We start from the raw sequence: 15,071 nt of genomic DNA, 5'->3' as shown, positions 1-15,071 counted from the left end.
GGGCTGGAGGGGCGGGCATTGCGGGATCGTAGCGAGACAGTGGCTGCGCTACGCCTGAAGTTCATGCGGGTATCAAAAGCCGAATATCGAATGATTTGACCAAATCGAACGATCCAACTAGATTATCCTGCTCGACGTCACGCTAAGAGCGCTCCATGCAAACCTTTACCGCCAACGAAGCCAAGACTCGATTCGGGGAATTCCTCGATCGCGCGCAGCGTGCGCCTGTGGGTGTGCTCAAGCACGACCGCATGGTGGGCGTGATGGTCAGCGTGCAGGATTTCGAGGCCATGCGAGCGTTTTATGCCGACCGCCTGCTGCGCACAATGGACGAAGCCGCCGTCGCGGCGGAGCGCGCGGGGCTGACGCCAGAAACGCTGGCGAAACTGCTGGCCGCCAAAAGCTAACCGGGGTGCGAACGCCGGGCATCAGCGTTGTGATCGACACCAATGTCTGGATCAGTGGCCTGATCAGTTTGGCGGGCGCCCCTGCTCAAATCACTCGCAAGGTCATCCGCCACTGTCAGCCGGTGTTTTCAGAAGCAACTTTCGACGAACTCAAAGACCGCCTGTGGCGACCGAAGTTCGATCGCTACATTTCGATGGACCAGCGCCGCGCCTTGCTGGCCGATCTGGACGCAGTGGCGCACTGGGTAAAAGTCAAGCCCGAGATCGCCGCAGAGGCCTTATGTCGCGATGTCGACGACGACAAGTTTCTTCACGCAGCACTGGCTGCCCAGCCTGCTTGGCTGGTGACCGGCGACAAAGACCTGCTGGTACTGGCGCCAGACATGGGACCCGCTAATGTCACCATCGTTTCTCCGGCCGATGCGCTGGCATTGCCGGCCTTTGCTGACGGTTCGTGATTGCATCTTCGAAGGAGCAAAGCCGTGTTTCGGGAACCGACTACAAGCCGTTTTTCCGACACAGCCGGGGCGTCGACCACCCTTTATTGGGTCAAAGTTTCGATTCGAAAACAACATTCAGCAGCCTGCTACGGGCAAGCGCGCCTTTTGCACATAGATAAATCAAACGATTGATCTATATGTTAAAACCCGGCGTTCATGAGCGCCCCCACCCACCAAGCCCTTTCCGCCCGCGTCCAGCGCAGTGACGGCGCCGAAGCCCGCGCGCGCATCCTCTACGCGGCCCTCGCGCTCTTCGCTGCCAAGGGGTTCGCCAAGACCTCGACCCGCGAGATCGCCCTCGCGGCCGGCGCCAACATCGCCGCCATCAGCTACTACTTCGGCGACAAGGCAGGCCTCTATTCGGCCACCTTCACCGAGCCGATGGGTGGCAATGCTGGCGACCTGATCACGCTGATCGACGTGCCCGGCTTACCGATAGAGCAGACATTGCGCATCTTCCTGACCGCGTACGTCGAACCACTCAAACACGGCGAAATCGTGCGGCAGTGCATGCGACTGCACCTGCGCGAAATGATCGAACCGACCACGCAGTGGCCGACCGAGTTCGACCGCGACATCAAGGGACCGCATGACGCGTTGGTACGCGTGCTGGGCCGTCATCTGCAGCTCACGCAGCCAGACGACGACGTACACCGGCTCGCGCTGGCGGTGAGCGGCCTCGCGATGCAGCTCTTCGTGATGCAGGACATCATCGATGCGCTCGCACCCTCGCTGCTCGACACGCCGCAACACATCGACACATGGTCCGACAGGCTGGTCACTTTCGCCATCGCGATGGTCGACGCCGAGACGCAGCGACGCACGGATGCGCGTCGTGCCGAATCTCTTGCGCACCCTCCCGCGCAAGCACCCTCCCATTTGAAAAAGCGGACGCCATCCAAGCGCATCGCGCTCAAACCACAGCCTGCCCGATGAGACCGAACACTCGACCCGATACGCCAGGTAGCGCGGCCGCAAGCCTGCCAATGGGTCTGCCCGCTCTGTCCCTGACTCTGCTGCTGACGCTGACGCTGACAGGCTGCGGCCTCATGCGCCCGCCTGCGCAAGTTGCCGCTCCCACGCCCGCGCAGTGGAATGCGCCCATGCCGCACGGCGGGTCGACCATCGCCCTCGCCGACTGGTGGCGCCAACTCGACGATCCGCTGCTGGTCGAGCTGATCGAAGCCGCCGAGGCCGCCAGCCCCAACCTCGCGAGTGCGGCAGCACGCGTGGCAGAGGCGCGGTCGACGCGCATCGCTGCCGGTGCCGTGTTGCTGCCGAGCCTGGACGGCAGCCTGACCGGCACCCGAAGCAACAGCGCATTCGGAAGCAGCGGTGTCGGCACGACCGGCGCCGCTGGCAGCACGGCGACAACCGGGACGACGGGCGCGGCGACCAGCTCCGCGCTCGGCGCTTCCGGTGCGAGCCCCGCAATCACCACGCTGCAAGCGAGCCTGCAGTCGCGCTGGGAGGTCGACCTGTTCGGCCGCCTGCGTGCCGACCGTGACGCCGCGGTGCAGCGCGACGAAAGCGCGACGGCCAAATGGCACGACGCACGCGTATCGGTCGCGGCCGAAACGGCCAACGCCTATTTCGCGGAGCGCGCTTGCAGGCTGCAGTTGGCGGTCGCCGAGAACGACACCCGCTCGCGCAGCGAGACAGCGCGGCTCACCGACCTGTCGGCGCGCGCAGGCTTCACTGCGCCGGCCGATGCGGCACTGGCCCGCGCCAGCGCGTCCGACAGCTCGGCGCGGCTCACGCAACAACGCGCGACGTGCGCCGTGCAACGCAAGGCGCTGGTAGCGCTCAGCGGCATCGACGAGCGCGTGCTCGAACCGCGTCTGGCCGCAGCGCCGGTGCAACTCGCGCTGCCCGCGATCCAGCCGGTCGCCAGCGTGCCAGCCGAGGCATTGGCACAGCGGCCCGACGTGTATGCGTCGGAGCTGGCCGTCGCAGCGGCGAGTGCGGATGTCGGTTCGGCCGAGGCCGAGCGTTATCCCAAACTCACGCTGTCGGGCTCGATCGGCCGCGTGCGCTACGCCACGTCGGGTTTCAGCGAAGCCTTGAACACCTGGACCTTAGGCCCCGCCACGCTGACCGTTCCACTGCTGGACGGTGGCGCACGCGTGGCCAATGCCGATGCCGCACGTGCGCGCTACGCCGAGGCGGTCTCGCAATACCGCGCCAACGTGCGGACGGCCGTGCGCGAGGTCGAAGAAGCACTGGTCAACCTCGACGCGACCAGCGCGCGCACCGGCGACGCCGACAGCGCGGTGCAGAACTACCAGGCCTCGTTCAACGCAACGCAGGCGCGCTACGACAGCGGCCTGGCCAGCTTGTTCGAACTCGAAGACGCGCGCCGCACGCTGTTCACTGCGCAGACAGCACGCGTGTCGCTGCAACGCGAGCGCACCGAAGCCTGGGTTTCGCTCTATCGCTCGCTCGGCGGTGGCTGGACGCGCGCCTCGACCACCATTTCAAGCGCCGCATCGACTTCGGCTTCACCCTCCAATGCAACGGCGGCGTCGCCACGAGAACAACAATGAAACGCTCGACCCTCATCACCCTCGTCGTCGCGGCCCTCGTGCTCGTGGGCGGTGCCGCCTTCATGCTCACGCGTAGCAAGGCCGGCACAGAAGCGAAGAGCAAAACGGCTGCGCCCAAGCCGTCGTTGAGCGTGACGGTCGCGCAGCCTGAATCGAGTGAACTCACGATGACGCTGGCCGCCAACGGCAACATCGCGGCCTGGCAAGAAGCCAGCGTCGGCTCGGAGTCGAACGGATTGCGACTGGCCGAAGTGCGCGTCAACGTGGGCGACGTGGTCAGGAAGGGCCAGGTGCTGGCGACCTTCTCGCCAGAGACAGTGAATGCCGACGTGGCGCAGTCTCGTGCAGCATTGACCGAAGCGCGCGCCACCGCCGCCGACGCTGCCGGCAACGCTGCGCGCGCCCGCACGCTGGAGCAAACCGGCGCGCTCAGCCAGCAGCAGATCAACCAGTACCGCACCACGGCCGAGACTGCCAGGGCCAAGGTCGAAGCGGCTGAAGCAGCGCTCGCGGTGCAACAGGTTCGCAAGGGCAACACGCAGGTGCTGGCGCCGGACGACGGCGTGATCTCGGCGCGCACGGCGACGGTCGGCGGCGTGGTCTCGGCGGGTGCCGAGCTCTTCAAGATGATCCGGCAAGGGCGGCTCGAATGGCGGGCTGAAGTTACCTCCGCGGAACTGGGCCGCATCGCGGTCGGCACGCCAGTGTCCGTCGTCAGCGCGAGCGGCGCGCAGGTGCCGGGCAAGGTGCGCGCGGTGGCGCCGACGGTCGATCCGCAAACGCGCAACGCGCTGGTCTACGTCGACATCCCCAACGTGCTGCAGAACACCGGCATCAAGGCGGGCATGTTCGCGCGCGGCGACTTCCTGCTGGGGCAAAGCAGCGCAACGACCGTGCCGCAAGCGTCCATCGTGCCGCGCGACGGGTTCAACTACCTGCTGCTGCTGCAGCCGGACAACCGGGTGTCGCAGCTGAAGATAGAGACCGGTCGCCGCGTCGGTGATCGGGTCGAGATCACGACCAAGCTGCCGTCCGATGCCAAGGTCGTCGTGCAGGGCGCGGGTTTCTTGAACGACGGCGATCTGGTGCGCGTGGTGGATGCGACACCGGTTGCAGCCAAATAAGGAACGACCACCATGAACGTTTCGGCCTGGTCCATCCGCAACCCGATTCCCGCGGTGATGCTGTTCGTGCTGCTCACCTTCGGCGGCCTGCTGTCCTTCAACGCGATGAAGGTGCAGAACTTTCCCGACATCGATCTGCCGACCGTCACCGTGTCGGCAGCGTTGCCGGGCGCATCGCCGTCGCAGCTCGAAACCGACGTCGCGCGCAAGCTGGAAAACTCCATCGCGACGATCACCGGCCTGAAGCACATCACGACCAAGGTGCAGGACGGCGCGGCCACGCTCATCGTCGAGTTCCGCCTTGAAAAGCCCGTGCAGGAAGCCGTCGACGATGTGCGCTCGGCGGTGCAGCGCGTGCGTGCCGACCTGCCCGCCGACGTGCGCGATCCGGTCGTCACCAAGCTCGACCTGGCCGGGCAACCGGTGCTGGCCTTCACGATCGCATCGAGCAAGCTCGACCCCGAAGCATTGAGCTGGTTCGTCGACAACGACGTGACGAAGAAGTTGCTGGCCCTGCCGGGCGTCGGCGCGGTCAATCGCGTGGGCGGCGTGACGCGGCAGGTCAACGTCGACCTCGATCCTGCCAAGCTGCAGGCGCTCGGCGCCAGTGCGGCCGACATCTCGCGCCAGTTGCGCCAGGTGCAGACAGAAAGCGCCGGTGGCCGTACCGACCTGGGCGGCAGCGAGCAACCGGTGCGCACACTGGCCACGGTGCAGAGCGCGAGCGAGCTGGGCAGCCTGCAGATTGCGCTGTCCGACGGTCGTCGCATCCGGCTCGACCAGGTCGCACGCGTGATCGACGGCATCGCCGAGCCGCGCGCTGCCGCGCTGCTGGACGGCAAGCCGGTGGTCGGATTCGAGGTGGCGCGCAGCCGCGGCGCCAGCGAAGTGGACGTCGGCGCCGCGGTCCAAAAATCGCTGACCGAGCTGCGCACGCAACACCCCGACATCCAGCTCAACGAAGCCTTCAACTTCGTCGAGCCGGTCAAGGATGAGTACGAAGGCTCGCTGCACCTGTTGTACGAAGGTGCCATCCTGGCCGTGATCGTGGTGTGGCTCTTCTTGCGCGACTGGCGCGCCACTTTCGTGTCCGCCGTCGCCCTGCCGATGTCGGTGATTCCGGCGTTCATCGGCATGCACCTGCTGGGCTTTTCGGTCAACGTGATCTCGCTGCTGGCGCTGTCGCTGGTGATCGGCATCCTGGTCGACGACGCCATCGTCGAGGTCGAGAACATCGTGCGGCATTTGCGCATGGGCAAGAGCCCGTACGACGCTGCAATGGAGGCGGCCGACGAGATCGGGCTGGCCGTGATCGCCACCACCTTCACGCTCATCGCGGTGTTTTTGCCGACCGCTTTCATGAGCGGTGTCGCAGGCAAGTTCTTCAAGCAGTTCGGCTGGACCGCATCGCTCGCCGTCTTCGCATCGTTGGTCGTCGCGCGCGTACTGACACCCATGATGGCGGCCTACTTGCTCAAGCCGATCGTGACGGCAGAAAAAGAAGCGCGCTGGCTCACGATCTACATGCGCACCGCCGAGTGGTGCATGAAGAACCGCTTCAAGACGATGGCGCTGGCAACGCTCTTCTTCTTCGGCTCGATCGCGATGATTCCGCTGCTCAAGACCGGCTTCATTCCGCCGGACGACAACTCGCAGACGCAGGTCTATATCTCGCTCGCGCCGGGTGCGACGCTGGCCACGACCACCGCGATGGCCGAAGAAACACGGCGCCGCGTGATGGCGATCAAGCATGTGAAGAGTGTCTACACCACCATCGGTGGCGGCAGCGCGGGCGGCGACCCGTTCGCCAGCTTCGGAACACCTGAAACGCGCAAGGCGACGCTGACGATCAGGCTCGACGAACGCGGCGACCGGCCGCGCAAGCAGGTCATCGAGAACCAGATTCGCACTGCGCTCGAGACGCTGCCCGGCGTACGCAGCACCGTTGGGCTCGGCGGCTCGGGCGAGAAGTACATCCTGGCGTTGAGCGGCGACGATCCGGCCGCGCTGACGACCGCGGCGCGCGCGGTGGAGCGCGACCTGCGCACCATCCCGGGCCTCGGCAACATCACCTCGACGGCGAGCTTGATACGACCCGAAATCTCGGTGCGGCCCGATTTCGCCCGCGCCGCCGACCTCGGCGTGACCAGCGCGGCCATCGGCGAGACGCTGCGCGTGGCAACGCTCGGCGACTACGACGTGTCGCTGCCCAAGCTCAACCTTGCGCAGCGTCAGGTGCCGATCGTGGTCAAGCTCGAAGATTCCGCGCGGCAGAACCTCGCTCTGCTCGAACGCCTGTCGGTGCCGAGCGCGCGCGGACCGGTGATGCTCGGCCAGGTCGCCAACCTCACGGTGGAAGGCGGCCCGGCCGTCATCGACCGCTACGACCGCTCGCGCAACGTCAACTTCGAGATCGAACTGTCGGGCGTCGGCCTGGGCGATGCGAAAGAAGCGACGATGAGGCTGCCGTCGATTCGCAACTTGCCGCCCGGCGTGCGCGTGACCGAAGTTGGCGACGCCGAGGTCATGACCGAGTTGTTCGCGAGCTTCGGCTTGGCGATGCTGACCGGCGTGCTGTGCATCTACATCGTGCTGGTGCTGCTGTTCAAGGACTTCCTGCATCCGGTGACGATCTTGTGCGCTCTGCCGCTGGCACTCGGTGGCGCCTTCGTCGGCTTGCTCATCGGGCAAAAGGCGTTGTCGATGCCGTCGTTGATCGGCTTGATCATGCTGATGGGCGTGGCGACGAAGAACTCGATCCTGCTGGTCGAGTACGCCATCGTCGCACGACGTGGTCATGACGGAAGCAACGGCCGGCCAGCCGTTGCCGGCATGAGCCGCTGGGACGCGCTGCGCGATGCATGCCACAAGCGGGCGCGGCCGATCATCATGACCACCATCGCGATGGGCGCCGGTATGCTGCCGATCGCAGTCGGCTTCGGCGCGGCCGACTCGAGCTTTCGGTCGCCGATGGCGATCGCGGTGATCGGCGGCCTCATCACCTCGACTGTGCTCAGCTTGCTCGTGGTGCCTGCCGTTTTCACCTACATCGACGACATCGAGCATTGGCTCAAGCGAACCGCGCGCCGATTGCGCGGGCAGCCGCCCGATCCGCATGTCGACGACGACTTGAAGCCGGCCGCCGAGCCCGCTGCTTGAGCAGTATCTAGCCGGTCGCTCCAGCCCTCGCTTTCGCAGCGCGTCCGCGTACTCTTTCACGCCGAAGGCGGTGCCGAACCGGGCTGATACGGCGCGAACGTCGCGCACTTTGCCTACCCCCGAACGATGCGCCTTCGCACCCCGCTGGCGCGCGCGATCGGACACCCTGAATCTTTGGAAATCAGGAAGCAAGGCAATCCATGAATCGCCAGCACGTTCGCAAAGGCCTGTCTTTCATCGTCGCGTTGGGCGCGATAGCGGCACCTAGTGCCTGGGCTCAATCAGCTGACGCCTCAGCGCAAGAGCGTTATCAGCGGGCACTGACGGTGTGCAACGACGGCAGCTTGCCAGCGCCGGAGCGCAACGGCTGTGTGCGCATGGCGGGCCGGCAACTGGACCGCACGAACGGCGGGCCACCGGTCAATATGCCGACCACCACCCCCGACGGCCGGGCTACGGTGGTAGCGCCTGTCGGCTCGACGCCACCGAATGACGACGACACGACCACGTCGCGCGACGGGCGCGCCACCATCGTTGCGCCATCGGACGGCACCGCCACGCCGCGCTAGTTTTCCAATTGGGTTTCAGGAAGAGGACTGCCACGATGCAAAAAATGTTGACGGAGCGCGAAGCCTTCGCAGGGGTGCTGATCGGCATAGTGATGGAGCGATGCGGTGAAGCTCATTCCTCAAAGACTTCGCGCACCGGGCTGCAGTTGACCGTGCCGGTCGCCGAACGGCCGGCGGTTCGGCGCGGATTAGATGCGCTCATCGAGCACGGCGCTCTTTCGATCCTTGGCGAAAACATCGGCCTGACGCCCGCAGGGCAGTTGCTGGCGCAGCGCACCGCCAATGGCAACACCGACCACTTGTCGCTGGACGGCGATCGCGAGCGACTGCTGCTGGAGCCGTTGCTGATTGCAATCGACCGCGACGACCGGCTGCTTCCGAACAGGTCGCTCGACGAGGTGCGCACGCTTCCAGCGCGGCTCGAGAACTATCAGTCGCACCGCGCTGGCGGCGGTGTGCTGTCGAGCTGGTCGCTCTGGATCGCGATCGTGGCAGTTGTCGCGGCGCTGGCCTGGTACGTGCGGCGTTAGGCCAGCGCCCGCGCCTTGCGCTGGCTCATGCGCTTGGCCAGGCGCGGCAACACCAGAACCGCGACCACGACGACGATCAGCGCGATCGACATCGGACGCTGGAAGAACACCGCCGCACTGCCTTCGCCGATCGACATCGCGTTGCGTAACTGCGCTTCTGCGAGCGGGCCCAGGATCATCCCGACCACCACCGGTGCGGTGGGGAAGTCGAAGCGACGCATCAGCACGCCGAGGATGCCGATGGCGTAGAGCAGGAACAGGTCGAACGCGCTTTGGCGCATGCCGTAAGCACCGACCGTCGCGAAGATCAGGATGCCGGCGTAGAGCTGCGGCTTGGGGATCTTCAGCAGCTTGACCCACAGGCCAACCATCGGCAGGTTGAGCACCAGCAGCATCACGTTGCCGATATAGAGAGAGGCAATCAGCGCCCACACCAGCGCAGCCGACGTCGTGAAGAGTTGCGGCCCGGGCTGAATGCCGTAGTTTTGAAACGCGCCGAGCAGGATGGCGGTCGTGTTGCTGGTCGGGATGCCGAGCGTCAGCAAGGGGATCAGCGCGGTGGTCACCGTCGCGTTGTTGGCCGCTTCAGGACCAGCCACGCCTTCGATGGCACCGCGTGTCCCGAACTCCTTCCTGACCTCGCCTTTGGCCATCTTCTTTTCGACGGCATAGCTCAGGAAGGTTGGGATCTCGGTGCCGCCTGCCGGAATGCAACCGAACGGCGCGCCGATGGCGGTGCCGCGCAGCCACGCAGGAATCGACCGCTTCCAGTCGCTCTTGCTCATGTGCACGCGGCTGAGTTTGTTCTGCGCTTCGACGACCTTGCCTTCATACAGCGCCGCATACAACACCTCGGCCACGGCGAACAAGCCGACCGCGACCAGCACGATCTCGATGCCGTCGAGCAACTCGGGCACACCGCCGGTGTAACGCCCCTGGCCGGAGATCTGGTCGAGGCCGACGCAACCTGCCGCCAACCCGATGAAGAGCGCCGTCATGCCGCGCAAGCTGCTCTTGCCGAGCACCGCGCTCACGGTGGTGAAGGCCAGCAACATCAGCAGGAAATATTCGGGCGGACCGAGCTTCACCGCGAACTCCGCGACGAACGGCGCGAACAGCGTGACGATCACGGTCGCGATGGTGCCCGCCACGAAAGAGCCGATGGCCGAGGTCGCGAGCGCCGCGCCTGCCCTGCCGCTCTTGGCCATCTTGTTGCCTTCCATGGCCGTCACCATGCTGGCGGTTTCGCCCGGCGTGTTCAGCAGGATGGAGGTGGTTGAGCCGCCGTACATGGCGCCGTAATAGATGCCCGAGAAAAAGATCATCGAGGCGGTGACGTCGACCTTCGACGTGATCGGCAGCAGCATCGCCACTGCGACCGCCGGGCCGATGCCGGGCAGCACGCCGACGGCCGTGCCGAGCGCACAGCCGACCAGGCACCACAACAAGTTGACAGGGGTGATCGCGAGCGCGAACCCATGCATCAGGGCGTTGAAGATTTCCATGTCAGAGCCACCCAGTCGAAGTGAGGCCCGGCAGATTGATCGCCAGGAATTGCGTGAAAGTCCAGAACACCGGCGCGGCGATGAGCACACCCGTGACGACGTCCAGCGCCCAGGTGCGCGGTGAGCTCGAAGCCACTCCGCTGGCGCGCCGCAAGCCCTGTACTGCCAGCACGTAGCACAGCGTGCAACTTACGATGAACCCCAGCGTGGTGATGAGCGCCGCGTTGAGCAGCAACCCCGCCGAGACCCAGACGAACCCGGCCCAGTAAGCGTGCTCCGCACCGGAAGGCGCATCGAGCTCACGAAAGCCGCCACGGCGTGCCTCCCACAAGATCCAGCCCCCGCAAATCGTGAGCACGATAGAGACCAGCCAAGGCAAGAAGTTGGGCCCGACCCCGCCGTACCCCGCTTCCGAAGAAATGCCGATGGCCCCGAACCCGAGCGCCAGTCCGGTCAACAAAACGCCAATACCGACCAAGGTTTGCGGCCACACGGCGACCGGCCCACGCGGCGGCTCGGCATCAAGGGGGGTAAAGGCCGAAGGCTCTGTTGTTGTCATATTCGTCTCAAGGTTTCAACCGAGAGCGCCAAAGCGCCAAAGGCGCAAGCGCTCCCTTCCAGAGACACCGCAGGACCGGCTTTACCGGACTGCAGGTGTCGCCCCCGGTCAGGGGGTGGGAGTCGCGACACGAAGTGCGCAGCGACCTGGGGGCGAGCTAAGACCTTTAGATCATTCCGGACTTGGCCATGATCGCCCGAAGGCTGGCAAAGTCGTCGTCGACGAACTTGGCGAACGCGTCACCCGACAGCACCGCCGGCGTCCAGTTGTTCTTCTTGAGGGCGTCAGCCCAGGCGGCCGACTTGAGCGCGGCCAGTACCATGTCGGTCAGCGCTTTATTCTGGTCAGGCGTGATGCCCGGCGCGCCGTAGACGCCCCGCCAGTTGCCTATCTCGACGTCAATGCCCTGCTCTTTCAGCGTGGGCACATTGACACCGGGCAGGCGCTGGGCCGAAGTCACAGCGATGGCCTTCATCTTGCCGGCGTTGATGTATTCGGCGAACTCGCTGTAGCCGCTTCCACCGACCGTGACGTTGCCGCCCAGGATGGCCGCAGTCGCTTCACCGCCGCCGCGGAACGCGACGTAGTTGATCTTGGACGGATCGGCGCCGACCTTCTGCGCAATCATGGCCGCGGCGATGTGCTCGGTAGCGCCGCGCGAGCCGCCGCCCCACTTGACGCTGCCAGGGTCTTTCTTGAGCTGGTCGATCACGTCCTTCATCGTCTTCAACGGAGAATTGGCCGGCAGCACGAACACGTTGTATTCGCTGCTGATGCGCGCGATGGGCGTAGCGGATTCGAGCTTCACCGGTGGCTTGCCAGTGATGATGCCGCCAAGCATCACGGCGCCCATCACCATCAGCGCGTTCGGGTCGCCCTTGGAGCCGTTGACGAACTGGGCCAAGCCCAATGCGCCGGCAGCGCCGCCCTTGTTGTCGTAGGTCACCGTGTCGGCGACCTTGGCATCGGTCAGCGCCTTGCCAAGCGCGCGACCGGTGGTGTCCCAGCCGCCGCCCGGGTTGGCCGGGATCATCATCTTGACGTTGGCCGCCGCCCAGGCCGACATCGGCAAGGCACCGGAAGCGGCCAGTGCGGCCAGGGATTTCAGAAAGGTATCGCGACGCATGTTGATGTCTCCTTCGACAATGAACCCGAAAAAACCGAATAGAACCTGAACAGAAGCTGAGTAAACGCTGAACACCGCTATCATGCGGCGCCCCGCTGTCAGTTGGCTGTCCGTCACATCGGGGAAAACACCAAACCCGACGCATGAAACTGCTGCTGATCGAAGACGATCCCGCGATGCAAACGACCCTGCAGCGCGCCCTTGCGCGCCGGCAGATCGACGTCCGCATCTGCGGCGATGGCGCACACGCGCTGGAGCAATGGCGTGCGCTCGAACCGGACGTGGTCGCGCTGGACTTGAGCTTGCCGAACCTCGATGGACTGCAGGTTCTGGCGCAGGCCCGCGCCGCCGGGCTGCAAACGCCCGTGCTGCTGCTGACCGCACGCGGAACGGTCGGCGATCGCATCGTCGGCCTCAACGCCGGCGCCGACGACTACCTGCCGAAGCCTTTCGACCTGGACGAGTTGGAAGCGCGATTGCGCGCACTGCGCCGACGCCATCAGAGCGCCGGCGTCGATTCACCACTCAATCCGCAGCAGGTTGGCGCACTGCGCTACGAACCGGAGAGCGGCGCCATCTATCACCGCGCCGAAGTGCTCGAACTCACGCCGCGCGAACTCGGCTTGCTGAAGGTGCTGATGGAAAAGCCCGGTCATGCCGTGACCAAGGAACGTCTGTTCGAGCTGGTGTTTCCCGGAGAAACAGAGGTGCAGTACGAGGCCATCGAGGTGGTCGTGTATCGGCTGCGCAAGAAGCTGGTCGGCACGGGCGCGGTGTTGATGACGCTGCGCGGGCTTGGCTATCTGCTGCGCGAGGCATGACGCGGTCTTTGTCGACGTCGCTTTCGCGATCGTTGTCGCTAAGAGCGACGCTGCTCTTCGGCATCCTGGCGCCGGTGGCGCTGTTCATCGTCATCAACTCGGTGAGCCTCTACCGCCAGACGCTGGCTGCCGCCACGACGGCTTACGACCGCACCTTGCTGGCGTCGGCCAAGACCATCGGCGAGCAGTTGGATGTCGAGGGCTACGACGAGCATTCGGTGCTTCGCGCCAAGGTGCCCTATTCCGCACTCGAGGCCTTCGAGGCCGACAACAAGAGCAAGCTCTTTTATCGGGTGTCGGCCATCGACGGCGAGCTGGTGTCCGGCTTTGCCGACCTGCCGTTCTGGCGCGGACGCATTCCCGACGTGAGCGCCTATGCGTCGCTGGTCGACTTCTACGATGCCCAGTTCGGCGGCGAGCCGGTGCGCGTCGCGGTGCTGTTGCAGCCGGTCGCGAGCGAGCACGGCCGCGGCATGGCGGTGGTGCAGGTCGCCGAGACGCTCGAGCTGCGCGAGACGCTGGCACGCAAGATCCTGATAGACACGTTGTGGCGCCAGTTGCTGCTGCTCGGCGTGATCACGGGCGTGACGATTCTGGTGGTGCAGCGCGCGACGCGGCCGGTGCGTGCACTCGGCGAAGCGATCGAGGCTCGCGCCGCAGACGATCTGTCGCCCGTCCACGCACCCGACGCGCCACGCGAGTTGCGCCCGCTGATCGACGCGACCACGCGCGTCATGGGCCGGCTGCAGCGTTTACTCGATCATCAGAAGCGCTTCGTGCGCGACAGCGCCCATCAGCTGCGCACGCCGCTCGCGGTGCTGAAAGTGCAGGTGCAATCGGCGCGTCGCGGCGACGTCGACCCGCGTCAGGCCCTCGACGAAATCAACCAGACGGTCGAGCGCGCCACGTTGTTGGCCAACCAGATGCTGTCGCTCGCCAAGGTCGAACAGTTGCGTCAGCGGCCGGAGTCGGCGACTCTCGCCTTCGACGAGGTGGTGCGGCAAGTTGCCATCGACGTGTCGCCGCTGATCGCCGCCAAGACGCTGGAGTTCGAGCTCGACGCCGAGCCGGCGCCCGTGCATGCGCACCTGTGGATGCTGCAGGAGCTTGCGCGGAATTTGCTGCACAACGCCATAAAGCACAGCCCTGAAGGCGGTTTGCTGGCGGTGCGGGTGCATGTGGAAAACGACCATGCCGTGCTGGCGGTCGTCGATTCAGGGCCGGGCATCTCTGCCGAACTGCGGCTGCGCCTGTTCGAGCCGTTTTCCGCCGGCGACGCGGCCAGCGGGTCGGGCCTGGGTCTGACGATCTGTCGGGAAATCGTGATGGCGCTGGGCGGCAGTCTGACGCTGGACAATCGCGTTCAGGACGGCCAGGTGGTCGGTCTCGATGCAAAAGTGCGGTTGCCGCTCAAGGAGCACACACAAGGATGACGATGGATCGTTTGCGAATCGACAAGTGGCTGTGGGCTGCGCGCTTCTTCAAGACTCGGTCGCTTGCCGCCGATGAGATCGGCAAGAACCGCGTGCAGGTCAACGGCGACATCGCCAAGGCGTCGCGTGAGGTGAAGGCGGGCGACATGGTCGGTATCCGGCTCGGCGCCATGACGCGTGTGGTCCAGGTGCGCGGCACCAGCGCACAACGCGGCTCGGCACCGATCGCGCAACAGCTCTATGCAGAAACCGCCGACAGCCTGGCCGCCCAGACGAATGCGCGAGAACTGCGGCGCATGGGAACGGAGCCAGGGCTGAGTCTGGAACAGGGCCGGCCGACGAAGCGCGACCGACGTCAGCTCGACGATGCCTCTGGCGGATGGGGGGCTCGTTGGAGCGCCAGCGTGGACGACATCGACACTTGATGCCGACGCTCGAGGCTGCAATGTCAGCCGCAGCGGGTGCCGAAGATGCGGCCGTTCGTCTCGACGTCGACATTCAATCGGCTCTCGTCGAAGGGCAATATGCTCGCGTCCGACCGGAGAACGGTGCGCGCCGTGCGTGCATCGGCGCGTTGGCGTATCTCTTCGAGAAGCGGTCCGTTGACGACCTTGCCGAGCGCGAATCGTGCGCCGGCCGCCCGGCAAGCCGGCATGGCCTCATAGAAGCGCGGCGGTGCCGCGATGTCTGCTGAAAGCGGACGGACGTCGCCGCGGAACTGGCACGCTGCACAAGCGAATGCGCAGAGCGAAAGCGACAGCAAACGCAAATACCGGAATTTCGATTCCATGA

At 65.4% G+C, this 15,071-nt stretch carries 15 protein-coding genes; 11 read left to right on the top strand and 4 right to left on the bottom strand.

Annotation, left to right across the window (positions count from 1 at the left end; genetic code table 11):
* Positions 1 to 155: 155 nt before the first annotated feature.
* The 8 genes from QN397_RS19100 to QN397_RS19065 all read left to right on the top strand — a co-directional run bounded on the left by QN397_RS19100 (position 156) and on the right by QN397_RS19065 (position 8,835).
* Positions 156 to 407 (top strand): type II toxin-antitoxin system Phd/YefM family antitoxin, encoded by a 252-nt coding sequence (locus QN397_RS19100; RefSeq protein ID WP_323496950.1) that lies wholly within the window; start codon positions 156 to 158, stop codon positions 405 to 407.
* A 29-nt stretch (positions 408 to 436) separates the two neighbouring features.
* A complete protein-coding gene (locus tag QN397_RS19095; RefSeq protein ID WP_323496949.1) occupies positions 437 to 865 on the top strand; it encodes a putative toxin-antitoxin system toxin component, PIN family in 429 nt (142 codons plus the stop codon).
* A 198-nt stretch (positions 866 to 1,063) separates the two neighbouring features.
* The gene (locus QN397_RS19090) at positions 1,064 to 1,843 is read left to right on the top strand and encodes a CerR family C-terminal domain-containing protein (protein WP_323496948.1); all 780 of its coding nucleotides are present in this window, start codon (positions 1,064 to 1,066) and stop codon (positions 1,841 to 1,843) included.
* A 50-nt stretch (positions 1,844 to 1,893) separates the two neighbouring features.
* On the top strand, positions 1,894 to 3,453 hold the full coding sequence (locus tag QN397_RS19085; RefSeq protein WP_323496947.1) for an efflux transporter outer membrane subunit: 1,560 nt from the start codon (positions 1,894 to 1,896) through the stop codon (positions 3,451 to 3,453).
* On the top strand, positions 3,450 to 4,577 hold the full coding sequence (locus tag QN397_RS19080) for an efflux RND transporter periplasmic adaptor subunit (protein ID WP_323496946.1): 1,128 nt from the start codon (positions 3,450 to 3,452) through the stop codon (positions 4,575 to 4,577). The genes QN397_RS19085 and QN397_RS19080 overlap by 4 nt, the downstream gene beginning before the upstream one ends.
* 12 nt (positions 4,578 to 4,589) lie before the next feature.
* Positions 4,590 to 7,736 carry an efflux RND transporter permease subunit gene (locus QN397_RS19075; RefSeq protein WP_323501647.1) on the top strand — a complete coding sequence of 1,049 codons (3,147 nt, stop codon included), beginning with the start codon at positions 4,590 to 4,592 and terminating at the stop codon, positions 7,734 to 7,736.
* Between the two features lie 200 nt (positions 7,737 to 7,936).
* A complete protein-coding gene (locus QN397_RS19070; RefSeq protein ID WP_323496944.1) occupies positions 7,937 to 8,305 on the top strand; it encodes a hypothetical protein in 369 nt (122 codons plus the stop codon).
* Between the two features lie 35 nt (positions 8,306 to 8,340).
* Entirely contained in the window at positions 8,341 to 8,835 is a 495-nt protein-coding gene (locus QN397_RS19065; RefSeq protein WP_323496943.1) for a hypothetical protein, read from the top strand.
* Here the strand turns inward: QN397_RS19065 and QN397_RS19060 are convergent.
* The 3 genes from QN397_RS19060 to QN397_RS19050 all read right to left on the bottom strand — a co-directional run bounded on the left by QN397_RS19060 (position 8,832) and on the right by QN397_RS19050 (position 12,025).
* A complete protein-coding gene (locus tag QN397_RS19060; protein WP_323496942.1) occupies positions 8,832 to 10,340 on the bottom strand; it encodes a tripartite tricarboxylate transporter permease in 1,509 nt (502 codons plus the stop codon). The two genes, QN397_RS19065 and QN397_RS19060, sit on opposite strands and share 4 nt — an antisense overlap.
* 1 nt (position 10,341) lies before the next feature.
* Positions 10,342 to 10,899, bottom strand: a complete 558-nt coding sequence (locus QN397_RS19055; protein WP_323496941.1) for a tripartite tricarboxylate transporter TctB family protein — start codon at positions 10,897 to 10,899, stop codon at positions 10,342 to 10,344.
* A gap of 166 nt (positions 10,900 to 11,065) precedes the next feature.
* Positions 11,066 to 12,025 (bottom strand): Bug family tripartite tricarboxylate transporter substrate binding protein, encoded by a 960-nt coding sequence (locus tag QN397_RS19050; RefSeq protein WP_323496940.1) that lies wholly within the window; start codon positions 12,023 to 12,025, stop codon positions 11,066 to 11,068.
* 143 nt (positions 12,026 to 12,168) lie between these two features.
* On the opposite strand from QN397_RS19050, the gene QN397_RS19045 reads away from it, so the two are divergent.
* The 3 genes from QN397_RS19045 to QN397_RS19035 are packed head-to-tail and all read left to right on the top strand — an operon-like array spanning position 12,169 to position 14,704.
* Positions 12,169 to 12,846: a response regulator transcription factor gene (locus QN397_RS19045; RefSeq protein WP_323496939.1), complete on the top strand. Its 678-nt coding sequence runs from the start codon at positions 12,169 to 12,171 to the stop codon at positions 12,844 to 12,846.
* Positions 12,843 to 14,279: a sensor histidine kinase gene (locus QN397_RS19040; RefSeq protein WP_323496938.1), complete on the top strand. Its 1,437-nt coding sequence runs from the start codon at positions 12,843 to 12,845 to the stop codon at positions 14,277 to 14,279. Before QN397_RS19045 ends, QN397_RS19040 begins: the two co-directional genes overlap by 4 nt.
* Before the next feature lie 2 nt (positions 14,280 to 14,281).
* Positions 14,282 to 14,704, top strand: a complete 423-nt coding sequence (locus tag QN397_RS19035) for an RNA-binding S4 domain-containing protein (protein ID WP_323496937.1) — start codon at positions 14,282 to 14,284, stop codon at positions 14,702 to 14,704.
* A gap of 23 nt (positions 14,705 to 14,727) precedes the next feature.
* Here QN397_RS19035 and QN397_RS19030 read toward each other — a convergent pair whose 3' ends face one another.
* A complete protein-coding gene (locus tag QN397_RS19030; RefSeq protein ID WP_323496936.1) occupies positions 14,728 to 15,069 on the bottom strand; it encodes a hypothetical protein in 342 nt (113 codons plus the stop codon).
* Positions 15,070 to 15,071: the final 2 nt, after the last annotated feature.

Origin of the sequence: Variovorax sp. RTB1, from assembly GCF_035018765.1 — a bacterium.
Classification (GTDB): Bacteria; Pseudomonadota; Gammaproteobacteria; order Burkholderiales; family Burkholderiaceae_C; genus Variovorax.
The sequence above is the reverse complement of the archived record's forward strand: the minus strand, read 5'-3'. Positions and strand labels throughout refer to the sequence as shown.